Here is a 20,843-nt window from a genome sequence, read left to right as displayed (position 1 = left end):
ATATGGAGATCGCGTGACATGCTGAAGATCAACACTCAATCCGAATGGATCGACCGCGCGAAGGCTGTTTTGCCCGCAGGCGGGTTCGGGAATTTCGATCCGGGCATCATCATCTCGCACGGCGAGGGCAGCCGCGTCTGGGATGAGGACGGCAACGAATATATCGACTATCTGATCGGATCGGGGCCGATGCTGCTGGGCCATGGCCACCCCGAGGTGATGGAGGCCGTGCTGGAGCAATTGCCCAAAGGCATGACCTTCTTTGCCAACAACACCAAAGGTATCGAACTGGCCGAGGCCATCATCGACGCGGTGCCCTGCTGCGAACAGGTGCGCTTTGTCGCTTCGGGCGGCGAGGCGGATATGTATGCGATCCGGCTGGCGCGGGCCTATACCGGGCGAGACAAGATCCTGAAATTCGAAGGCGGCTATCACGGCATGAGCGCCGAGGCGCAGATGAGCCTGGCCCCCAGCCGTCAGGTCAATTTCCCGCAAGCCGTGCCCGACAGTGCCGGTATTCCGCAAGGCGTGGCCGATCAGATGCTGATTGCGCCTTACAACGATCTTGAGGCGGTCGCGGCGCTGCTGGACGAACATGACGACATCGCCGCCGTCATGGCCGAACCGCTACAGCGGATCATCCCGCCGATGCCCGGTTATCTGCAAGGGCTGCGCGAATTGTGCGACAAGCATAACGTGCTGCTGATCTTCGATGAAATCGTCACCGGCTTCCGCCTGGACTATGGCGGGGCGCAGGAGCGGTATGGGGTTACGCCCGATATCTGCACCCTGGGCAAAATCACCGGCGGCGGCTTTCCTTTGGCAGCGTTGGGCGCAAGTGCCGAGATCATGAAGCATTTCGACAAGGCGCAGGTCGGTCAGGAGGGATGGCTGATGCAGCTTGGAACCCTGTCCGGCAATCCCGTCGCGTCGGTTGCAGGTCTGAAAACGATGGAGATTCTGCGCCGCGAGGGGACCTATGACCGTTTGCGCGACATCGGTGCCCGGTTGCAACAGATGCTGACGGGCGCCTTGGATCAGGCCGGTATCGCGCATCAGATTTGCGGGGACGTGACCCTGTTCGACGTTTACTTCACCGACAACGCCTGCCGAGACTATCGCAGCGCCAAACATGATGACCCCAAGCATAATGTCGTGTTCAACGAGGTTCTGCGATCCCATGGTGTGTTCAAATCACCGGGCAAGCTATACCCGTCACTGGCGATTACCGAGGCCGATCTGGAGCAGACGCAGAACGCCATTCATCACGCGGTCGCAGCGCTCAGCGAGACTACGCAAGGCTAGAAAATAGTCGGGTCGCTGTTGTTTCCAACAGCGACCCTGCACCTTCTGAATGTCGGGCTCAGCCTCGCCCCCTCGAATACTTATTAAAACACCAACTATCTGAAACTCTTCGATACATTTCGAGACTGATCCAACTTTTCAGCCGGTATGATCACAGTCTTGCCGCAATCTGAGACGTGGAACAGTGAATTAGTTCACATTGGTTAAAATTATCAGGAGTTTCTCCAGTCGAAGAAACCGGGGCCTGCGTTTTTCAACAGGATTTCGGCCATTGCGCGTCCCATCTCGGCCCCATCCTCGATGGACCCAACGGTATCCTCGGAAATCGCTTCTGATCCATCGGGGCGCAGAACTTCACCGCGCAGGCGCAGTTGGCCCTCCTGAATCTCGGCCAGACCGGCGATGGGGGTTTCGCAGGATCCGTCCAGCGCCGCCAGCAGGGACCGTTCAGCGCTGAGGCGCTTGCTGGTTTCAGCGTGGTGAATGGCCTCCAGCAGAGCGGCCGCGCGGGTGTCATTGCTGCGCCGCTCGATCCCGATCGTGCCTTGTGCAATCGCGGGCAGCATATCGTCTGGCGAGATTGCGGTTGCCGGAACCTCATCCATATCCAGCCGCCGAATGCCCGCCATCGCCAGAAAGGTGCAATCCGCCACGCCATCAGCCAGCTTTTTCAGCCGGGTCTGAACGTTGCCGCGAAACTCGACGACATTCAGATCCGGGCGGCGGTTCAAAAGCTGCGCCCGGCGGCGCAGGGACGAGGTGCCGACCACCGCGCCCTCGGGCAGGTCGTGAATCGATTGCAGATGCGGCGAGATGAACGCATCCCGCACATCCTCGCGCGGCAGGAACGTGTCCAGCACCAGCCCGTCGGGCTGTGCCACCGGCATGTCCTTGGTGGAATGCACGGCGATGTCGATGTCCTCGCGCAGCATCGCCTCTTCGATTTCCTTGGTGAACAGGCCCTTGTTGCCGATCTCTTTCAGCGGGCGATCCGCATCAATCATCGCGCGGTTGTCACCGGTGGTCTTGATCACAACGATTTCGAACGCGTCATCGGTCAGATCAAACGCGTCACGCAGCCTTTGGCGCGTCTCGTAGGCCTGAGCCAGAGCCAGCGGCGAACCTCGGGTCCCAATTCTGAGAGGTGATGCGGGGGTGGGCAGGGTCAAAGTCATACGCACAGCTTTAGTCGCGTCACATTGCCCTGACAATGGGGGCAGAGCTTGACAAATTGCCACTGAGCGCCGACCCGTTGCCAAAACCTGATTTCTGGGGATGACAATGGCCGAGACGAAAAAACTGCTGCGGGCACTGGCGGGTGAAGTACAGGATGTGCCGCCGATCTGGATGATGCGTCAGGCCGGTCGGTATTTGCCCGAATACCGCGCGACCCGGGCGCAGGCGGGGGATTTCCTGTCGCTTTGCTATAACCCGGATCTGGCGGCCGAGGTCACATTGCAGCCCATTCGCCGCTATGGGTTCGACGCGGCGATTCTGTTTGCCGACATCCTTTTGGTACCGCAGGCGCTGGGTGCGGATTTGTGGTTTGTGACAGGCGAGGGGCCTCGTCTGTCGACGATCACGCAGCAGTCGGAATTTGATGCGCTTAGACCGGTTGAGGATATTCACGAGACCCTGTCGCCGGTCTACGAGACGGTTCGCATCCTGTCGCGGGAACTGCCATCCGAGACCACGCTGATCGGATTCGCAGGTGCACCCTGGACGGTGGCAACCTACATGATCGCCGGGCGCGGCACGCCGGATCAGGGGCCTGCCCATGCGCTGCGGGAAGAGAACACCGTATTATTCGAGGCGCTGCTGGAGCGGATTACCCTGGCGACGATCGAATACCTCTCGGCCCAGATCGAGGCCGGGGCCGAAGTGGTCAAGATCTTCGACAGTTGGGCCGGATCGTTGAAAGGTGAAGCCTTCCGGAAATATGCGGTCGAGCCGTGCCGAGTGATCACTCAGGCGATCAAGGACCGGCATCCCGGCATCCCGGTTATCGGCTTCCCGCGTGAGGCTGGTGACGGTTATATCGGGTTTGCACAGAAGACCGGCGTGGATTGCGTGGCGCTGGACAACTCGGTCGCGCCCGATTGGGCGGCAGAACATGTGCAGGTGGATGGCTGCGTGCAGGGCAATCTGGCCTCGTCCCATATGGTGACCGGGGGGCAGGCGCTGGTGGATGAGACGCGGCGCATTGTCGAGGCGTTCTCGAAAGGGCCGCATATCTTCAACCTTGGGCATGGGATTACACCGGATGCGGACCCCGAGAATGTTCAGTTGATGATCGACACGGTGCGCGGGCGGTAAAGGGGAAGGGGGCCAGCCCCCTTCTTGGCCTGCGGCCAATTCATCCCCCGAGATATTTTTAGCCAGATGAAGGGGCGGATCCGCGCTGCTTGTCTAGCTCGGCTTTGATGTCCTCGCTGTGTTCGCCGCGGGTAGGGCTGGGTTTGGCAGTCCAGGGATGGTTCGGGAATCTTGGGGCGGCGGCGGCCTGCAGGGTGCCATCCACCGTCTGCCAGGTTTGGCGGCTTGCGTTCATCGGGTGTGTCAGGGCTTCGCTCGGGCTGAGCACCGGGGCGACGCAGGCATCGGTGCCCTGAAACAGCGCCGCCCAGTGATCGCGCGGGTGTTTGCAGAACAGCGCAGCGAGGCGTCGGGTTTGATCGGGCCAGAGGGCCGGGTTGAATTGTTGGGTGAAGTCGGGATCGTCGGTCAGGCCCATGAGGTGCAGGAATTGGACGTAGAACTTGGGTTCGAGGCATTGCACCGTAACATAGCGCCCGTCTGCGCAGGTGTAGGTGCGGCTCCAATGCGGGCCGTCCAGCATGCTTTGGCCCCGGGTATCGGACAGGTTGCCGGTTTGCCGCATGGTCATCAGCAGGTTCATCATATGGGCCGAGCCATCATAGATGGCGGCGTCGACGACGGTGCCTTGCCCGGTCCGTTGCGCATTGATCAGACCCGCCAGCAGGCCCGACACCAGATAGAGCGCGCCGCCGCCGATGTCGCCGACCAGTGTGGCGGGGGTTTGGGGCGGCGTGTCGGGTGTCGAGCCGTACCAGAGTGCGCCCGACAGGGAGATGTAGTTCAGATCATGCCCGGCGGTTTGCGCCAGCGGGCTGTCCTGCCCCCAGCCGGTCATCCGCCCGAAGACCAGCCTGGGATTGCGTGCAAAACAGGCGTCGGGCCCAAGGCCGAGCTTTTCCATCACGCCGGGGCGAAACCCTTCGATCAGGGCGTCGGCGGTGTCGATCAGGCGTTTGGCCGTTTCAAGATCGTCGGGGTCCTTGAGGTCCAGCGCGATCGACCGCTTGCCCCGGTCCAGCACCGACTGGTCCGGCATGCCGGGTGTGGGGTTGCCGGATTTGCGGTGGATGGTGATCACATCTGCGCCCAGATCGGCCAGCAACATGGCGGCAAACGGTGCGGGCCCCAGCCCTTCGATTTCGATAACACGTATTCCGTTAAGCATTCGGTTCCTCCATGGTGCGGCCTTCGGGGTATCGGCAGGCGGGCAGGGGATCAATGCGTTTCTGGCCACAGCGCAGTGGGCGATCGGGGCGGTGTGTGTCGCACTCTGATTGACCTTTCGGCAAAAATGCTCAGAACACTGTGCGGAAGTGACCTGTTCCGCGTGCGGATCGCGGGATATGGTCGGCCAAAACGGGGACCGTGCATGACCGCCATTTTGTCCATAAAGGATTTGCGCAAATCCTATGCTGACGGGTTTGAAGCGCTGAAAGGCGTGTCGCTGGATATCGAAGAGGGTGAGATTCTGGCGCTGCTGGGGCCAAACGGGGCGGGCAAGACCACCTTGATCTCGACGGTTTGTGGTATCACGACCCTCAGTTCAGGGTCGGTCACCGTAGGCGGGCATGACATTCAGACCGAGTTTCGCGCCGCCCGCAAGATGATCGGACTGGTGCCGCAGGAGATCGCGCTGGAACCGTTCGAGAAGGTCTATAACACGGTGCGGTTTTCGCGCGGCTTGTTTGGCCACGGCCATGACAGTGCGCGGATCGAGGAAATTCTGCGCAAACTGTCGCTGTGGGACAAACGCAAGAATGCGATCAAGGAATTGTCCGGTGGAATGAAGCGCCGGGTGTTGATCGCTAAGGCGTTGGCGCATGAGCCGCGCGTGTTGTTTCTGGATGAGCCAACCGCCGGGGTCGATGTCGAGCTGCGCAAGGATATGTGGGAGATCGTGGCCGAATTGAAACGGGCCGGTGTCACCATCATCCTGACCACCCATTACATCGAAGAGGCCGAAGCCATTGCCGACCGCGTCGGGGTTATCGACAAGGGAGAGTTGCTGCTGGTGCAGGACAAGGACACGCTGATGGCGCAGATGGGCAAGAAGCAGATCGAGGTCATGCTGACCGAGCCCATAACCGACATTCCCGACGCTCTGGCGGCACATAATCTGGTTCTGAACGGCAATGGCGACGCGCTGGTTTACACCTATGACACTCATGCCGACCGAACCGGGATCACCACGCTGTTGAATGATGTGGCGCAGGCCGGGCTTGTCTTGCGGGACGTTCAGACGCGGCAATCCAGCCTGGAAGAGATTTTTGTCAATCTGGTGTCGGGAGAGCCCGCATGAACTGGTCAGCCGTTGCCGCCATTTATCGATTTGAAATGGCGCGGTTTTTCCGTACCCTGGCGCAAAGCTTTCTGTCGCCTGTCCTGTCCACGTCTTTGTATTTCGTCGTTTTCGGCACTGCCATCGGCAGCCGGATTCAAGAGGTTGAGGGCGTCTCCTACGGGGCCTTCATCGTGCCGGGGCTGATCATGTTGTCGGTGGTGATGCTGTCGATCTCGAACGCCTCTTTCGGTATCTATTTTCCCAAGTTTCTGGGTACGATTTACGAACTGCTATCCGCCCCCGTGAACTTTATCGAGATCGTCATCGGCTATGTCGGGGCGGCGGCGACCAAGGCGTTGTTTGTGGGAATCGTGATCCTGATCACGGCAACCTTTTTTGTGGATATCCGCATCGAACATCCCTTTGCCATGGCCGCATTTCTGATCCTGTCCTGTCTCAGCTTTTCCTTGCTGGGCTTCATCATCGGCATCTGGGCCAGCAATTTTGAGCAGATGTCGCTGGTCCCGCAGCTTGTTGTGACCCCGCTGATCTTTCTGGGCGGGACGTTCTATTCGATCTCGATGCTGCCGCCGCTGTGGCAGACCATCACCCTGTTCAACCCGGTTGTGTACCTGATCTCGGGCTTCCGGTGGTCGTTTTACGGGCTTGCAGATGTGCCGATTGTGTTCAGCCTTCTGGCGATTGTGGCCTTCACGGGGATCTGTCTTGGCGTCATCGGATGGATCTTCAAAACCGGTTGGCGCATCCGCAGCTAGGCCACTGGCGGGCGTTGCATTTTTGCCCATTGGTGTCAGGAAATTGTCTCACGTCACGTTTTGCGATCTGAGAGTCCCTTGTTTAGACGTTGGGGGCACTCTACATCGGCACGCATGAAACTCAGCCTGCCGTTTGTCAAAAAGCACCCCGTTGTGGCCGTCGTGCGCCTGTCCGGAGCCATTGGTATGGCCGGGCGCGGGGCGTTGAACGATACCTCTCTGGCGCCCGTGCTGGAGAAGGCGTTTCGCAAAGGCAAACCGGTTGCCGTCGCGCTTGAGGTCAACTCGCCCGGTGGATCGCCGGTGCAAAGCTCGCTGATCGGGGCGCGGATTCGACGGTTGTCAGACGAACTGAAGATCCCCGTGATCGCGTTTGTCGAGGATGTTGCTGCCTCGGGCGGGTATTGGCTGGCCGCAGCGGCGGATGAAATCTGGGCCGACGACAGTTCGGTTCTGGGATCAATCGGGGTGATCTCGGCCGGGTTCGGGGCGCATGAGTTTCTTGTAAAGCAGGGGTTTGAGCGGCGCGTGCATACGGCAGGCAAGTCGAAATCGATGCTTGATCCTTTCCGGCCGGAAAAGAAAGAGGATGTGAAGCGCCTGCAAGGCCTGCTGGGCGACATCCATGAAAACTTCATTGCCCATGTCAAAGCCCGCCGGGGCGACAAGCTGGACGAAAACGCCGACCTGTTCACGGGCGAGGTCTGGCTGGCAAAACGCGCGCAGGAATTGGGTCTGATCGAAGGCATCGCCCATCTGAAACCCAAGATGCAGGAACGGTTCGGCGAGAAGATCAAGTTCCGTCGCTACGGTCTGCGCAAACCCATCTGGTCGCGCTTTGGGGCCTCGCTGGCGCAGGACGCCATTGCAGGGTTAGAGGAGCGGGCGGCCTACGCGCGTTTCGGTTTGTGACGTGATCATCAAGATTGTCACTTTGTTTCTGGTCGCCATGGGTGTTTTGGCGATGTTCGGCAAGCTGCGCTTTCCGGGGCAAAAGCGGTTGAGTTCCGCAAAATGCCCGCGCTGTGGCCGGTTTCGGATCGGCAAGGGCCCGTGCGCCTGCGAAAAAGGAGGCCGGACATGACGGCATGGCTGCTCTCCGGCCTTGGGTTGGTGATCCTGCTGCTGGCCGGCGATGCGTTGGTGCGCGGTGCGGTGAACCTGAGCCTGCGGCTGGGTGTGCCAGCGCTGATTGTCAGCCTGACGATCGTGGCCTTTGGCACCTCGGCCCCCGAGTTGCTGATTGCGATCAGCGCGTTGAAGGAAAACGCGCCGGGGATCGCGCTGGGCAACGTGGTCGGGTCCAATACCGCCAATATTCTGCTGGTGCTGGGTGTCCCTGCCTTGCTGGCGACCCTGCACACCAGCGAGTGTGACAGTCGTAAGAACTATGTGTTCATGCTGCTGGCCAGTGTGTTGTTCATCGGTCTGGCGTTTTGCGGCGTCTTCAATCTGGTCAGCGGTGCCATTTTGCTGGCCGCACTGGGCCTTGTTCTTTGGAATGCGTTCCGCGAAGCCAAAGCCCACCGCAAAGCCTGCGCCGATGCCGAGAACGGATGCGCCGAGGATGAAGAACTGGACGGTCTGGAAGAGGCCGACCCGGACATGCCGTACTGGAAGATCTCGATCTACTTGATCCTGGGTCTGATCGGCCTGCCCATGGGGGCGCACTTGCTTGTGGACAATGCCACCGTCATCGCGCGGATGTACGGGATCAGCGAGACGGTGATCGGGTTGACGCTGGTTGCGGTTGGAACGTCTCTGCCCGAACTGGCCACAACCGTTATGGCGGCGTTGCGGCGTCAGGCGGATGTGGCGCTGGGCAATGTGATCGGGTCGAACATGTTCAACCTGCTGGCCATCGTCGGCATCGCCACATGGTTCGGCAACATCCCCGTCGACCCGGAATTCCTTGAGTTCGATCTGTGGGTCATGCTGGGCGCATCGCTGCTGTTGATCCCGTTTGTGTTCTTCAAACAGGACATTTCCCGGATCTGGGGTCTGGTGTTGACTTTCCTTTATGCGCTTTATGTCACCACATTGCTGATGTGACCTGACAGAAAGAGGTAGCCCATGATCCGAGCACTAGTGACCGGAGCCGGTATCCGTCTGGGCCGCGCCATGGCGCTGTATCTGGCCGGGCGCGGGTATGATGTGGCTGTGCATTACGCGACGTCCGAAGGACCGGCGTTAGAGACCGTTGCGCAGGTCGAAGCCCTTGGCCGGAAAGCAGTTGCGCTGCAGGCTGATCTGCTGGATGAGGCTCAGGTCACCGCTTTGCTGCCACGCGCGGCCGAGGTGCTGGGCGGGCCGATCACCTGTCTGGTGAACAATGCCTCGATCTTTGAATACGACAATATCAAAACCGCAACGCGCCAAAGCTGGGACCGGCACCTCGACAGCAACCTGCGCGCGCCGTTTGTGCTGACGCAGGCCATGGCCGAACAGGGCTTGCAGCCCGAGACCGACGCGCAGGGTGAGCCCGTGGCGACCGGGCTGATCGTCAACATGGTCGATATGCGGGTGCGCAAGCTGACGCCCGAGTTCATGACTTACACCATCGCCAAGATGGGTCTGTGGGCACTGACCCGGACGGCGGCGCAGGCGCTGACCCCAGCCATACGCGTCAACGCCATCGGGCCGGGGCCAACCATGCAAGGCCACCGCCAGTCCGAAGCACATTTTCAGGCGCAGCGCGCCAACACCGTGTTGGAACGCGGGGCGAATCCTTCTGATATCACGGCAGCTTTGGGCTATTTCCTGGATGCGCATGCGGTCACAGGACAGCTTTTGTGCGTGGATGGCGGGCAGCATCTGGGATGGCAGACGCCGGATGTGCTGGGGGTAGAATAAGCAATTCCCGTGCAAGTTTTGCACCGCTCTCATTCGTGTTACCTGTCCGTTACAAAAATGTCTTTTTTTTCATGCACTTGCTAAGTGTTCAAAAAAATAACATTTAAAAACAATACGATATGGCATTGCCTATTTTTTGTGCAACTTGACGAAACAGCAAGGAAACAAGGAAAAATCCAGCCTCACGGAAACTTATCTTCACACTTATCCACAGAAACCGTGGATTTGTTTTCTCTTGAACTGAGACGCACAAGATTGCAGCCATTGTCAGGGAATCATATCTCAGGGCCATGACCTCCCACAGCGAATCAACTTCGGACACTCAGCCAACCGGCTATGCCTGCATTCAGCGTTACGTGAAAACGCTGGATAGCTCGCCCGGTGTGTATCGGATGCTGGATGGGGATAGTCGGGTTCTCTATGTGGGCAAGGCGCGGAATCTCAAGGCGCGGGTGTCGAATTACACGCGCCCCGGGCATTCGGGCCGGATCGAGAAGATGATCGCCGCGACCGCCTCGATGATGTTCCTGACCACACGGACCGAAACCGAGGCGCTGCTGCTGGAACAGAACCTGATCAAGCAGCTCAAGCCCAAGTACAACGTGCTGCTGCGGGATGACAAAAGTTTCCCGAACATTCTGGTCGCCAAGGATCATGCCTTTCCGCAGATCAAGAAACATCGCGGCGCGAAGAAAGAGAAGGGTGCCTATTTCGGGCCGTTTGCCAGTGCAGGCGCAGTGAACCGGACTCTGAACCAACTGCAAAAGGCATTTCTGTTGCGCAACTGCTCGGATTCCATGTTCGACAGCCGCACGCGGCCCTGTTTGCTGTATCAGATCAAGCGCTGTTCTGGGCCGTGCGTGGACCTGATCAGCGAGGCCGACTACCGCGAAAGCGTCAGGGATGCGGAACGCTTCCTGTCGGGGCGGTCCACCAAGGTGCAGGAGGAACTGGCCGAACAGATGATGGCCGCGTCCGAGGCGATGGAGTTCGAACGCGCCGCCGGTCTGCGCGACCGTATCCGGGCGCTGACGCAGGTGCAGACGTCTCAGGGCATCAACCCGCGCGGCGTGGCCGAGGCGGATGTGATCGGCCTGTACATGGATAGCGGGCAGGCCTGTGTTCAGGTGTTTTTTATCCGGGCCAACCAGAACTGGGGCAACAAGGATTTCTATCCGCGCGTGGGGGCCGATGTGTCGCCTGCTGAGGTGATGGAGGCCTTCCTTGGCCAGTTTTACGACAACAAGGAACCACCCCGGCAGTTGATCCTGTCGGATGGGATCGAAAACGCCGATCTGATGCAGCAGGCACTGACCGAGAAGGCAGGCCGCAAGGTAGAGATTCTGGTGCCTCAGCGCGGCGAGAAACAGGAACTGGTCGCCGGTGCCCTGCGCAACGCGCGTGAGTCACTGGCCCGGCGCATGTCGGAAAGCGCCACGCAGGCCAAGCTGTTGCGCGGCGTGGCCGAGGCGTTTGATCTGGACGGGCCTCCAGCGCGGATCGAGGTTTACGACAACTCTCATATTCAGGGCACCAACGCGGTGGGCGGCATGATCGTGGCTGGCCCCGAAGGTTACATGAAAAACGCCTATCGCAAGTTCAACATCCGCGGCGACGACCTGACCCCCGGCGATGACTTTGGCATGATGAAAGAGGTTCTGACCCGCCGTTTCACCCGCCTGCAAAAGGAAGACCCCGACCGCGACAAAGGGTTATGGCCCGATCTGCTGCTGATCGATGGCGGCGCAGGGCAGGTGAGTGCCGTGCATGAGATCATGGTGGAATATGGTGTCGAGGACATCCCGATGGTCGGCGTCGCCAAAGGTGTCGACCGTGACCACGGCAAGGAAGAATTTCACCGCACCGGCCAGCGCCCCTTTGCCCTGAAACGCAACGACCCGGTGCTGTATTTCATCCAGCGCCTGCGGGACGAGGCGCACCGCTTCGCCATCGGCACCCACCGTGCGAAACGGGCCAAGGCCGTGGGCGCGACCCCGCTGGACGAAATCCCCGGCGTGGGCGCGGCGCGCAAACGTGCCCTGCTGGCGCATTTCGGCAGCGCCAAGGCGGTCAGCCGGGCCAATCTGGCGGATCTGAAAGCGGTCGAGGGGATCTCAGCCGGGTTGGCGCAGAAGGTTTACGATTTCTTCCACGACAAGGGCTAAGCCCGCCGCCCGCGCCACAGGATATACAGCCCCGAGGCGACGATCAGTGCGGAACCGATCCACATGGTCTGGTCCAGACGTTCTCCGAACATCACCACACCCAACGCCACACCGAACAGCAGGCGGGAATAGCGGAACGGCGTGACGGCTGCGACCTCTCCGGTGCGCATGGCTTTCATCAGCGATGCATAGGCGATTGTTCCGAAACCCACGGCTCCGGCAACGTGCAGGCTTGTGTTCAAATTCAGCGCGGCGACCGGGGCCTGTTCCCAAAAGCTATAGGCAAACCCGGCGATGATCACGCAGGCAAAGCCATAAAAGCCCAGAACTTCGGTGCCCAGACTGGCCGGGGCCGCACGGCTGGCCAGATCGCGCCCGGCAAATCCCAACATGCCAAACAAAGCCAGCAGAGACAGCAGCGTGAAACTCTCGCCGGTTGGTTGGATGATGATCACAACGCCGAGCAAACCGACGAGAATGGCGCTCCACCGTCGCCAGCCGACGGTTTCGCCAAACAACAGCGCGGCGCAGGCGACGACGACCAGCGGGGTGGCCTGCAGGATCACGGTGGCCGAGGACAAGGGGGTCAGCGTGAAGGCCAGTATGTAAAACAGGCGTCCCAATATCTCGAACACGGCGCGGATTTTCATCGCGGGCGACAGCACGTCGGGCTGCCATAACCGAGTGCCACGCGCAAACGCGACACTGGCAAAGATCACCGCACCGCCCGCACCGAACAGGACCAGGATCTGCCAGATCGGCAGCGTCTGGGCGGCAGCCTTCAACAGCGCGTCCTCAAGCGCGAAACACGCCATCGCGCCGATCATCCACGCGCTGCCCGTTAGGTTCGCACGCGCATCGGTTTGAATATTCGGGGTCATATGTCGCCCTTGGCCAAGTCACCCGCAATCTGACGCCATTCCGACCTGGGGCCAAGAGGCAATGCGGCCCCGCACCAAACCCGCAGCGCTTTGAACAACCGCCTGTGATTGGTGCAGTTTTTTGCGCGTTCGTCTTTTCTGTCCTGACCCGGCGATGTAGGGTCTGCGCATGAAGTGGAACTTGCCCAATATTCTGACCCTGCTGCGCCTGCTGGCGGCACCCGGTCTGGCCGTGATGTTTCTGTATTTCACCCGCCCCTACGCAGACTGGTTTGCCCTGATCCTGTTCATGTCGGCGGCGATTACGGACTGGTTCGATGGCTATCTGGCCCGCGCGTGGAAGCAGGAAACCAAGATCGGAGCGATGCTGGACCCGATTGCCGACAAGGCCATGGTGGTGATTGCGCTGATGATCCTTGTGGGATACTCGACCGAGCATTGGACTCCGTGGCTGGTGCTGCCCGCCACCGTGATCCTGTTTCGTGAGGTCTTTGTCTCGGGCCTGCGCGAATATCTGGGGGATGTTGCCGGGACGCTCAAGGTAACAAAGCTTGCGAAATGGAAGACCACGGCGCAGATGTTCGCCATTGCAATTCTGTTTTCGCAGGGGATCTTTGAACACTATTTTGTGATGGCAACGTTTGGCATGGACGCGCCGACTATCGATCAGGTTCTGACCGGCCAGATCGAGGATGTAAACAACATCGCCTGGACGTTGGAGGGCATGTACTGGTCGGGTCAGATCGGGTTGTGGCTGCTGTGGATCGCCGCGACTCTGACATTGATCACCGGCTACGACTACCTACGTAAAGCCATGCCCCATCTGAAGGAGAGCTAAGCGATGGACGTGCTGTATTTCGCCTGGGTGCGCGAACGCATCGGCCTGCCGAAAGAAAAGGTCGCGACCGAGGCTGCGACCGTGTCCGAGCTGGTCGCCGAGCTTAGCGCACGCGAAGATCGCTATGCCGCCGCCTTTGCCGATATCTCGGCTCTGCGCGTGGCGCTGGATCAGGAATTGTCCGACTTCGACGCCCCCTTGGCCGGGGTGCGCGAGGTCGCATTTTTCCCACCCATGACCGGTGGCTGAGATGCGGATCGCGGTTCAGGAAGCGCCATTTGATCTGGGGGCCGAGGCCAATGCTTTTGCTGCCGGTGACGACGCCAACGGCGCCATTGTGACCTTTACTGGGGTGGTGCGCGATCTGGCCTCGGGCGATCTGGATGTGATGGAGATTGAGCATTATCCGGGCATGACCGAACGCGCCCTGACCAAGATCGCGGAAGAGGCGCGCGCGCGCTGGTCATTGGGCGATGTGCTGGTGATTCACCGCCACGGACGGCTTGCTCCGGGCGATCGCATCATGATGGTCGCCACCGCCGCGCGGCACCGCAAGGATGCGTTCGAGGCGGCTGAGTTTCTGATGGACTACCTCAAATCCCGCGCGCCGTTCTGGAAGAAGGAAATCACCGACTCCGGCGCGGAATGGGTCGCCGCCAAGGATGCGGACGAAGACGCGCTGACCCGTTGGGATGGAACGTCGCAACTCTCTGAGTCTTGATGCGAAATTTCTGAATCAATGCAGCGTGACCCGACACGTAGCATTGGCCCGAACACCGTGTATTGCTGATCCAGTGTCGGCAGTGCGGGACCAAGTTGTCGTTAAACCCACACGCGCCAATGTCAGCTTCAAGAATGTGCTGGTCACGAAACACTCGGAAATAGCAGTGTTGCGGATCAACGAGCGGGAGTGGTGGCCGAGCGTCAGAAGAAGCCGCCAGTGCCGTCGGACGGGGCTTCTCGCGATTGGTGAGGTACTGGCTAGGGCGAAGGACAAACAGGAGCGTCGAGAGGCACGGTAGAGGGGTCTTGACCTGCGCCACGTGCCAGAACGTCAAGCTGTAATTCCAAGGTCTGCTAGTAGCTTACCAATTTTCTCAGCGAAGCCCCACAACACATTCACGGACTTTATCCGCTCCTCGATTCCTTTGAGAACGCTTCCGATCACAGGTTTAGAACGCTTTCCGGCGATCTGCTCCGACAGGGTCCCGAGCAGTTCGCCTACCTCGTGCTTTTCCTCTTTCGTGATCTCATCGGAATCGACCACAGCTTGCGCGAAGTCTTTGATGGTGTGACCCAGCTCCTCAGCGTCACTTCCTTCCGTGATCGTTATAACTGCATTGATCTTCGCTAGGTCACCAGTGTTCAAAACGCCCACGGATGAATTTGAGATGGTGATATGGTTGTTTGTCATGGGGCGGCTCATTGCTTGGGATAGCGCGCTAACCGGGATTCTACCACCTCCCAGAGGAATGCCCGTCACCATGTCCATTTCATCCATGGCATGGTTCATCATAGCAGCGTTCATCAGGAAGCCACGGTAATTGTTTTCTTGCAGGATCGCATTGCAGGACAGGCACAGATACAGCCCGTTATCGTATTCGTAGAGCGCTGGCCGTTCACATTGACCACATTTCATAGGTTCACTTTATCCTAAGCCAGTGAGGCCGTCATCAACCACTCGATACAGGTGAGTAAGTCGCGCTACTGTATTTCTGCGTGCAATGTTGTTCGAGACCAGCTCTGGTTTTTGATCATAGCGCGAAAAACCGACGTTCGTTGTTGCCGCAGCATCTGACACCTAGGGCTTATAGCCGACACTTCCTAAAGAGCGCCGTACAGATCAGTACTCCTGTACCTAAACTCTTTGCTCCAAGGATGTTTGACTGGCGCACATCTCTGATGTTGAGCGCTCGCCTTGCTATTGATCCAACTATTACGGTTGAGTCAGGTTCGTGTGACGGTCAACAGCTGGCAAGCGCGAAGGTCTCAATTCTGAGGAAACTCCTAATCCGCGTTGTTGATGCGTCCGCGCAGTTCTTCGGCCTCTTGCCGGGCGGCGCGCAGGCCGTCCATGGCGGCGGCGAGTTCCGCTTCGGTCTGGGTCAGCTGGTTGGTCAGTTCGGCTTCGCGCTGTTGCAGGTAGGTGATCGCCTGATCGCGGGTTTCTTCGGCCTCGTGCAGCTCCTGGCTCATCCGGTCCAGATCGGCCACGTCGCTTTGACGCACGCGGGACAGGCGGTGGGCCAGCCAGTTGGCGAACCAGCCCATGCAGAAGGCCGCGAACAGGATGACGGCGGTGGCGATGATGAATTCGGTTCTGTTCACTCTATTGATCCTCTGCATCCGCATCCGGTGCGGTCGTGTCGGTCTGGTCCGGCTCGGTCGCGCCGGTTTCCAGCGCTTCAAGCCCGGTTTCGGTGTTTTCGACCGGTTCCGGGCGGATCAGGCGGAACTCGATCCGGCGGTTTTCCTCGCGGCCCGCTTCGCTGTCATTGTCGGCGATGGGCTGCGTTTCCCCATACCCGACGGCGGTATAGCTTGAGGTCGGAATCCGCCGCCCGCGCAATTCGTTCAGGATGGATTGCGCGCGCGCCTGGCTGAGTTGCTGGTTCATTTCTTCGCGACCCTGACTGTCAGTATGGCCCTGGATTTCCAATCGGATCGGGCCGCATTCGCGCAGGATATCGGCGATCTGGTTCACCGCATCGCGCGAGTCCGCCGCGATTGTGGCCGAGCCGGGCTCGAACGCGATTTTGCTGGCTTTCTGTACCTCGGCAATCCGTTCCTCGCACAGCTCGGGATCGGGCAGAGCGTCCTCGGGTTCCGGCGGCGGTACATAGGTGATGGACAGGGTGAAATCCTGCGCTTCGCCCAATTTCTCGGACAACATTCCGGCGATGCGGGCCTTGGCGTCTTCATCATGGCTGTTGCCGCTCAGGTCCACTGATTCCGGTGTCACGGTCAAAGCGCCGTTTTGCAGAAGCGACAGCGCCTCAAGCCCCGCCAGAACACGGACAGGCCAGTCTGCGGGCAGATCAGGAACGACGCGGGTGGCTGTATAAACCTGTTCCGACCCAAAGGCGGCTCGGGCATAGCTGTCGGCCATGTCCCGCAGGGTTTCATCGCCCACGCGACCGCGCAATTGCACCAGCCCTTCGGGGCTGCGCGTGGCTGAAAACTCAATCGGGCCTGCGGGTTCTTCGTCCTCGGGCTCGGGCAGTACGGCGTGCAGGGCGAAGACCTCGGGCAGGGCGTTTTCCAGTTCGCCCACCACACGGTCGAACAGGGCGGGATTGGTTCCTTGCGCGGCAATCAGGGTGATATCTGCATCGGACAGGGTGATCGATCCCTGCCCAATCTCGGCCAGCGCCTTGATGCCAAGGGTTGCCGCGTCTGCCCAACGGGGCGACGGCACACCCAGGCCGATGGTGCAGGTATATGTCGTGCTCAGACCGGCCTGCTGCGCGGCGGCAATGATCTGATCCCGCGCCTCTTCATCCTGGGTCGAGCAGGCGTCAAACTGGCCACCATCCGCGCCGATCAGGTAACGCAGGGTGAAAGGCGTTATAACCGGGCGCGGGGCCGAGATCGACAGGCCGATGCGCAGGCTGGGCGGCGCGGCGCGGGTCAGGTCCTGTTCCAGCTGTTCCTTCTCGGCCTGGCTGTCGGCGATGGCGGTCACTTTCACCAACCCCGGGCTGGCCGAGATCTTTGCACGCGGCAGGCGCGACAGGGCGCTGACCGCATAGGCAATCGCCTCATCCCAGCCATCGGGTTTCGGGTAGTCGGCAGTTTCCATCAGATCCGCAACAGGGGCCGCGCGATCCAGATCGCTAAGCCTGTCGACAAGGTCGTCGCGGCTTTCGCTGGCCGGGAACAGGCCAATGACCGAGATACCGCTGTCATTGCGCAGAATCTCGACCGAAAAGCGCGGCGCGGCCAGCGCGGTGGTTGCGGTGACCTCCATCTCGTCGATGACGCGCGAGGTATCGACCTCGGTTCCCGCAGCGGTCAGGGCATTGAACCGTGTGGCCTCGTCCGGTGCGATGCCGGTCAGCACCACGCGCAGCCCGTCTGACTGGACTTCGGCCCAGTCATGGCCTTTCAGGTCCAAGGCTCGCCGCACAGCAAATTCCGAGCTTTCCTCGATCTTGGTGACGGCAAAACCGGCCGCCAGCAGTGACACCCCTGCGGATACAAGAAAGATCAGGGACACGGACAGAAAATACGGCAGACGCATGTGCGGGCTAGTGACTCCTCAGGCGTTTGGGCGGACTCTTACAGACCCCGGCCCGCAGGTGCAATCAGAGCAGCAGCGCGACGCAGAGGAAGATCAGCGGAATAAGGCCGGTGTCCCGGTTCGACTGGAACAATTGCAGCAGCTTGGCATTGTTTTCCAGATCCAGACCGCGCAATTGCCACATCATGTGCCAGCCCATCGCCCATGGACCGCCAAGGGCGATAACCAGCACCAGAATCGACCCGCCGGGAACCAGCGCGTCGATGATCGCCAGCCCCATCAGCGAAACGGTGGCGGCCAGAAAATACTTGAGCCATTTTGCCGTATCGGTCCCGAACAGCCGCGCGGTGGATTTGATGCCGATCAGTTCGTCATCCTCGGCGTCCTGATGGGCATAGATGGTGTCATAAAACAGCGTCCACGCGATGCCCGCCAGATACAGGGTGATTGCGGGCCAGCCCACTGATCCGGTATGCGCAGCCCAGGCCAGCAGCGCGCCCCAGTTAAAGGCCAGCCCCAGAAACACCTGCGGCCACCATGTAAAGCGCTTGGCAAACGGATAGATCGCCACCGGCAGCAGCGACAGCACTCCCATCGCAATTGCCGCCTGATTGAAGCTGAGCAGGATGCCCAACGCCAGCAGACATTGCAGGATCATCCAGCCCATCGCCTGCCGCACCGTGACTTGACCTGCAGGCAGCGGGCGCGACCGCGTGCGTTCGACCTGCGCGTCGAACTCTCGGTCGGTGATGTCGTTCCAGGTGCACCCCGCCCCGCGCATCAGGAACGCGCCCAGCGCGCATCCGATGGCGATCCACAGATCCTCCAACCGCGCTTGCCCGTCATGCAGGATGGCCAGCGCCAGACCCCACCAGCAGGGAATCAGCAAAAGCCATGTTCCAATGGGCCGATCCGCGCGGCTGAGCCGCAGGTAGGGGCGCGCGAAAGCGGGGGCATAGGTGTCGACCCAGTTGCCGGATACGGCATCGGCGACCTGACCATCTGGTGTTGGGGCATTGCCTTGCATATGTAAGGTCTCATGAGTGCGAAGATCAGACTGTATGTAGAGCAGCCCCTGGGTCAGGGGCAATCGGTTGAATTGACGCGCGAGCAGGCGCATTACCTGTTCGGCGTCATGCGCCTGTCGGTTGGCGGTCCTGTGGCGTTGTTCAACAGCAAGGATGGCGAATGGCTGGCCGAGGTTGCCGAGGCCGGAAAGCGCGGTGGTGTTCTGACCTGTCAGCGGCAGACCAAGCCGCTGCAATTGCCGCCCGATCTGTGGTTTCTGTTTGCGCCGATCAAAAAGGCCCGCACGGACTTCATCGTTGAAAAAGCAGCGGAAATGGGCGCGGCGCGGATTGTGCCCGTTCAGACCGAGTTCACCAATTCCGAACGCATCCGACAGGACCGTTTGCAGGCCCATGCGGTCGAGGCTGCCGAACAGTGTGGCGGTACTTTTGTGCCCGAGGTTGCCGATCTGCAGCGACTGGATCGTGTACTGGACGCGTGGCCCGAGGGGCGTCAGTTGATGTTCTGTAATGAGGCCGAGGTGGGCTCGGCCCTGCGGTTGGCGGCCAACGAAAAGGGTCAGCCATGGGCCATTCTGGTGGGTCCCGAGGGCGGATTCTCGGACAAGGAACGCGCGCGTCTGGCGGCGCTGCCCTTTGCGCATGTGGTCAGCCTTGGCCCCCGTATCCTGCGGGCCGATACGGCGGCGGTGGCGGCGCTGACAATGTGGCAGCAGGCGTTGGGGGATTGGGCGTGATCCGCGAGGCTGCTTCACCCGACGCTCCGGCCATTGAGGCGTTTTTGGCCGAATATCCTGACACATCCATGTTTCTGCGCAGCAATCTGGCAGCGCATGGGGTTGGACTGGGAGACAACGACCACTCCACCCGGTTTTTCATTTGGGGGGCGGATCACATCCAGGGCGTGTTCGGCCTGACCAAAAAGGGGTACCTGATGGCGCAACTGCCCGATTGTTCGCCGCAAGCCGCGCGGGCCTTTGCGGGTCAGATCGCAGGTCAAACCGTGTTGGGCATGACAGGGGCCGCACCGCAGGTTGCGGTAACATTGAACGCGCTGGGGTTCGGACAGGCGGACTATCGTCTGCACCATGATGAACCCTTGTACCGCCTTGATCTGCACGAAGTACCCAAAGCGCAGATTCCCTTTCGCGGCCTGTCAGAGGCTGATCGGCCGCTGCTGACCCCTTGGTTTGCGGATTATTTTGAGGATACCGGTCAGGCCAAAGGGCAAGAAGCGTTGGATATGGCCCCCGACCGGATCACCACCGATATTCAATCGGGCCGAGCGATTGTCATGCTGGAAGGCGACGCTCCGGTTGCCATGGCTGCCATCAACGCATCCGTCCACGATCAGGTTCAGGTGGGCGGCGTGTTTGTGCCGCGCGAGAACAGAAATCGCGGCCTCGGGCGTAGGGTCACAACAGCCCTGCTGCAAAAGGCAAGGACCGAGGGCGCGAACACGGCCATCCTGTTTGCCAATAACCCACCCGCTGCACGCGCCTATGAGGCGATGGGGTTTCAGCAAGTCGGATGGTACCGGATCGCCCTGTTAGAAAATCCACAAGAGGCCCTGAAATGAGCTTTATCCGACCCGAAGCAAAACAGGCCCTGTGGCGCTGGCGCGAAGTGTTGGTGGCCGGGTTTGTCCTGATCCTCGGCCTCAGTTGGATCAGCGGGCCCGGTGGATTGCTGGGTTGGCTCGGCTGGGTGCTTGTGGCCGTCGCGGTGGCCTTGGCCGTGGTCGGGGTGCAGCGCGGACGGTTCCGGACCGGGTCGGGCGGGCAGGGTGTTGTCACCGTCGATGAAGGTCAGATCAACTACTTTGGCCCGCTGGACGGTGGCATGGTCGCCACGCGCGAGATTGAGCGGCTGGCGCTCGACCCGACCTCGACCCCGGCGCATTGGGTGCTGGAACAACCGGGCCAGCCTCTGCTTCACATTCCTGTGAATGCCGAAGGGGCCGAGGCGCTGTTCGATGTTTTCTCGGCCCTGCCGGGATTGAAAACCGAACAAATGCTGGCGGAGTTGAACGGTGGCGCGAGCCATCCGGTGGTGATCTGGGAACGCACCCCCTTACGGCCCGCGCATCTCAGGCTGCATTGACACTGGCGCGGTTTGCCCCCACGACTGACCAACCAGACAGACACATCAGGA

At 60.4% G+C, this 20,843-nt stretch carries 22 protein-coding genes; 15 read left to right on the top strand and 7 right to left on the bottom strand.

From position 1 onward, the window contains the following. Positions 1-18 precede the first annotated feature (18 nt). The gene (locus tag ACR0KJ_RS15210) at positions 19-1,305 is read left to right on the top strand and encodes an aminotransferase class III-fold pyridoxal phosphate-dependent enzyme (RefSeq protein WP_170522052.1); all 1,287 of its coding nucleotides are present in this window, start codon (positions 19-21) and stop codon (positions 1,303-1,305) included. 212 nt (positions 1,306-1,517) lie between these two features. Here ACR0KJ_RS15210 and hemC read toward each other — a convergent pair whose 3' ends face one another. Continuing rightward, positions 1,518-2,480, bottom strand: coding sequence for a hydroxymethylbilane synthase (gene hemC, locus ACR0KJ_RS15205; protein WP_170522054.1), 963 nt, complete (start codon positions 2,478-2,480; stop codon positions 1,518-1,520). A 106-nt stretch (positions 2,481-2,586) separates the two neighbouring features. Between hemC and hemE the strand changes: the two genes are divergently transcribed. Continuing rightward, positions 2,587-3,621 carry a uroporphyrinogen decarboxylase gene (hemE, locus tag ACR0KJ_RS15200; protein WP_170522056.1) on the top strand — a complete coding sequence of 345 codons (1,035 nt, stop codon included), beginning with the start codon at positions 2,587-2,589 and terminating at the stop codon, positions 3,619-3,621. Between the two features lie 58 nt (positions 3,622-3,679). Here hemE and ACR0KJ_RS15195 read toward each other — a convergent pair whose 3' ends face one another. Then, entirely contained in the window at positions 3,680-4,789 is a 1,110-nt protein-coding gene (locus ACR0KJ_RS15195) for a CaiB/BaiF CoA transferase family protein (protein WP_170522058.1), read from the bottom strand. Between the two features lie 204 nt (positions 4,790-4,993). On the opposite strand from ACR0KJ_RS15195, the gene ACR0KJ_RS15190 reads away from it, so the two are divergent. The 7 genes from ACR0KJ_RS15190 to uvrC all read left to right on the top strand — a co-directional run bounded on the left by ACR0KJ_RS15190 (position 4,994) and on the right by uvrC (position 11,699). Beyond that, the gene (locus ACR0KJ_RS15190; protein WP_170737341.1) at positions 4,994-5,923 is read left to right on the top strand and encodes an ABC transporter ATP-binding protein; all 930 of its coding nucleotides are present in this window, start codon (positions 4,994-4,996) and stop codon (positions 5,921-5,923) included. Next, positions 5,920-6,681, top strand: coding sequence for an ABC transporter permease (locus ACR0KJ_RS15185; RefSeq protein WP_170453233.1), 762 nt, complete (start codon positions 5,920-5,922; stop codon positions 6,679-6,681). Before ACR0KJ_RS15190 ends, ACR0KJ_RS15185 begins: the two co-directional genes overlap by 4 nt. A 114-nt stretch (positions 6,682-6,795) precedes the next feature. Then, positions 6,796-7,593 (top strand): S49 family peptidase, encoded by a 798-nt coding sequence (locus ACR0KJ_RS15180; protein ID WP_480627061.1) that lies wholly within the window; start codon positions 6,796-6,798, stop codon positions 7,591-7,593. Between the two features lies 1 nt (position 7,594). Continuing rightward, positions 7,595-7,765 (top strand): hypothetical protein, encoded by a 171-nt coding sequence (locus tag ACR0KJ_RS15175; protein ID WP_170522062.1) that lies wholly within the window; start codon positions 7,595-7,597, stop codon positions 7,763-7,765. Further along, positions 7,762-8,733 carry a calcium/sodium antiporter gene (locus ACR0KJ_RS15170; RefSeq protein ID WP_170522064.1) on the top strand — a complete coding sequence of 324 codons (972 nt, stop codon included), beginning with the start codon at positions 7,762-7,764 and terminating at the stop codon, positions 8,731-8,733. The genes ACR0KJ_RS15175 and ACR0KJ_RS15170 overlap by 4 nt, the downstream gene beginning before the upstream one ends. Before the next feature lie 21 nt (positions 8,734-8,754). Beyond that, positions 8,755-9,534, top strand: a complete 780-nt coding sequence (locus tag ACR0KJ_RS15165) for an SDR family oxidoreductase (RefSeq protein ID WP_170522066.1) — start codon at positions 8,755-8,757, stop codon at positions 9,532-9,534. 290 nt (positions 9,535-9,824) lie between these two features. Further along, complete coding sequence (uvrC, locus tag ACR0KJ_RS15160; RefSeq protein ID WP_480627060.1) at positions 9,825-11,699, top strand: excinuclease ABC subunit UvrC; 1,875 nt, start codon at positions 9,825-9,827, stop codon at positions 11,697-11,699. Here uvrC and ACR0KJ_RS15155 read toward each other — a convergent pair. Further along, complete coding sequence (locus tag ACR0KJ_RS15155; protein ID WP_170453228.1) at positions 11,696-12,580, bottom strand: DMT family transporter; 885 nt, start codon at positions 12,578-12,580, stop codon at positions 11,696-11,698. The genes uvrC and ACR0KJ_RS15155 overlap by 4 nt on opposite strands. A gap of 169 nt (positions 12,581-12,749) precedes the next feature. Between ACR0KJ_RS15155 and pgsA the strand changes: the two genes are divergently transcribed. From pgsA to ACR0KJ_RS15140, 3 genes are read left to right on the top strand one after another with little or no spacing between them, the layout of a single operon-like run. Continuing rightward, complete coding sequence (gene pgsA / locus ACR0KJ_RS15150) at positions 12,750-13,418, top strand: CDP-diacylglycerol--glycerol-3-phosphate 3-phosphatidyltransferase (protein ID WP_170453227.1); 669 nt, start codon at positions 12,750-12,752, stop codon at positions 13,416-13,418. A gap of 3 nt (positions 13,419-13,421) precedes the next feature. Beyond that, complete coding sequence (gene moaD / locus ACR0KJ_RS15145) at positions 13,422-13,667, top strand: molybdopterin converting factor subunit 1 (RefSeq protein ID WP_170522072.1); 246 nt, start codon at positions 13,422-13,424, stop codon at positions 13,665-13,667. 1 nt (position 13,668) lies between these two features. Further along, positions 13,669-14,139, top strand: coding sequence for a molybdenum cofactor biosynthesis protein MoaE (locus ACR0KJ_RS15140; RefSeq protein ID WP_480627059.1), 471 nt, complete (start codon positions 13,669-13,671; stop codon positions 14,137-14,139). A gap of 333 nt (positions 14,140-14,472) precedes the next feature. On the opposite strand, the gene ACR0KJ_RS15135 is transcribed toward ACR0KJ_RS15140, so the two are convergent. The 4 genes from ACR0KJ_RS15135 to ubiA form a co-directional block, all read right to left on the bottom strand. Continuing rightward, positions 14,473-15,057: a hypothetical protein gene (locus ACR0KJ_RS15135; RefSeq protein WP_170624134.1), complete on the bottom strand. Its 585-nt coding sequence runs from the start codon at positions 15,055-15,057 to the stop codon at positions 14,473-14,475. A gap of 368 nt (positions 15,058-15,425) precedes the next feature. Further along, positions 15,426-15,746 carry a prefoldin domain-containing protein gene (locus ACR0KJ_RS15130; RefSeq protein WP_170453223.1) on the bottom strand — a complete coding sequence of 107 codons (321 nt, stop codon included), beginning with the start codon at positions 15,744-15,746 and terminating at the stop codon, positions 15,426-15,428. Position 15,747: 1 nt separating this feature from the next. Continuing rightward, a complete protein-coding gene (locus tag ACR0KJ_RS15125) occupies positions 15,748-17,661 on the bottom strand; it encodes an OmpA family protein (RefSeq protein ID WP_480627058.1) in 1,914 nt (637 codons plus the stop codon). Between the two features lie 64 nt (positions 17,662-17,725). Next, on the bottom strand, positions 17,726-18,688 hold the full coding sequence (gene ubiA / locus ACR0KJ_RS15120) for a 4-hydroxybenzoate octaprenyltransferase (RefSeq protein WP_480627057.1): 963 nt from the start codon (positions 18,686-18,688) through the stop codon (positions 17,726-17,728). 12 nt (positions 18,689-18,700) lie between these two features. Here ubiA and ACR0KJ_RS15115 point away from each other — a divergent pair, with 12 nt between their 5' ends. From ACR0KJ_RS15115 to ACR0KJ_RS15105, 3 genes are read left to right on the top strand one after another with little or no spacing between them, the layout of a single operon-like run. Then, a complete protein-coding gene (locus ACR0KJ_RS15115) occupies positions 18,701-19,426 on the top strand; it encodes a 16S rRNA (uracil(1498)-N(3))-methyltransferase (protein WP_170453220.1) in 726 nt (241 codons plus the stop codon). Beyond that, positions 19,396-20,268, top strand: coding sequence for a GNAT family N-acetyltransferase (locus tag ACR0KJ_RS15110; protein ID WP_170522098.1), 873 nt, complete (start codon positions 19,396-19,398; stop codon positions 20,266-20,268). The genes ACR0KJ_RS15115 and ACR0KJ_RS15110 overlap by 31 nt, the downstream gene beginning before the upstream one ends. Continuing rightward, a complete protein-coding gene (locus ACR0KJ_RS15105; protein ID WP_480627056.1) occupies positions 20,265-20,792 on the top strand; it encodes a hypothetical protein in 528 nt (175 codons plus the stop codon). The genes ACR0KJ_RS15110 and ACR0KJ_RS15105 overlap by 4 nt, the downstream gene beginning before the upstream one ends. Positions 20,793-20,843 lie beyond the last annotated feature (51 nt).

The sequence above is a fragment of the Ruegeria sp. AD6 genome (assembly GCF_056542325.1).
Note: the sequence above shows the minus strand (reverse complement) of the source record. Positions and strands in the feature narration are given on the sequence as shown.

Bases quoted from the DNA above. Each gene is read 5' to 3' on its own strand.
- ACR0KJ_RS15195 (WP_170522058.1), bottom strand. From the start codon at position 4,789: ATGCTTAACGGAATACGTGTTATCGAAATCGAAGGGCTGGGGCCCGCA.
- hemE (WP_170522056.1), top strand. From the start codon at position 2,587: ATGGCCGAGACGAAAAAACTGCTGCGGGCACTGGCGGGTGAAGTACAG.
- ACR0KJ_RS15115 (WP_170453220.1), top strand. From the start codon at position 18,701: ATGAGTGCGAAGATCAGACTGTATGTAGAGCAGCCCCTGGGTCAGGGG.
- ACR0KJ_RS15190 (WP_170737341.1), top strand. From the start codon at position 4,994: ATGACCGCCATTTTGTCCATAAAGGATTTGCGCAAATCCTATGCTGAC.
- ubiA (WP_480627057.1), bottom strand. From the start codon at position 18,688: ATGCAAGGCAATGCCCCAACACCAGATGGTCAGGTCGCCGATGCCGTA.
- ACR0KJ_RS15180 (WP_480627061.1), top strand. From the start codon at position 6,796: ATGAAACTCAGCCTGCCGTTTGTCAAAAAGCACCCCGTTGTGGCCGTC.
- ACR0KJ_RS15135 (WP_170624134.1), bottom strand. From the start codon at position 15,057: ATGAAATGTGGTCAATGTGAACGGCCAGCGCTCTACGAATACGATAAC.
- ACR0KJ_RS15170 (WP_170522064.1), top strand. From the start codon at position 7,762: ATGACGGCATGGCTGCTCTCCGGCCTTGGGTTGGTGATCCTGCTGCTG.
- ACR0KJ_RS15210 (WP_170522052.1), top strand. From the start codon at position 19: ATGCTGAAGATCAACACTCAATCCGAATGGATCGACCGCGCGAAGGCT.
- ACR0KJ_RS15105 (WP_480627056.1), top strand. From the start codon at position 20,265: ATGAGCTTTATCCGACCCGAAGCAAAACAGGCCCTGTGGCGCTGGCGC.
- pgsA (WP_170453227.1), top strand. From the start codon at position 12,750: ATGAAGTGGAACTTGCCCAATATTCTGACCCTGCTGCGCCTGCTGGCG.
- moaD (WP_170522072.1), top strand. From the start codon at position 13,422: ATGGACGTGCTGTATTTCGCCTGGGTGCGCGAACGCATCGGCCTGCCG.
- ACR0KJ_RS15165 (WP_170522066.1), top strand. From the start codon at position 8,755: ATGATCCGAGCACTAGTGACCGGAGCCGGTATCCGTCTGGGCCGCGCC.
- ACR0KJ_RS15140 (WP_480627059.1), top strand. From the start codon at position 13,669: ATGCGGATCGCGGTTCAGGAAGCGCCATTTGATCTGGGGGCCGAGGCC.
- uvrC (WP_480627060.1), top strand. From the start codon at position 9,825: ATGACCTCCCACAGCGAATCAACTTCGGACACTCAGCCAACCGGCTAT.
- ACR0KJ_RS15155 (WP_170453228.1), bottom strand. From the start codon at position 12,580: ATGACCCCGAATATTCAAACCGATGCGCGTGCGAACCTAACGGGCAGC.
- ACR0KJ_RS15185 (WP_170453233.1), top strand. From the start codon at position 5,920: ATGAACTGGTCAGCCGTTGCCGCCATTTATCGATTTGAAATGGCGCGG.
- ACR0KJ_RS15125 (WP_480627058.1), bottom strand. From the start codon at position 17,661: ATGCGTCTGCCGTATTTTCTGTCCGTGTCCCTGATCTTTCTTGTATCC.
- hemC (WP_170522054.1), bottom strand. From the start codon at position 2,480: ATGACTTTGACCCTGCCCACCCCCGCATCACCTCTCAGAATTGGGACC.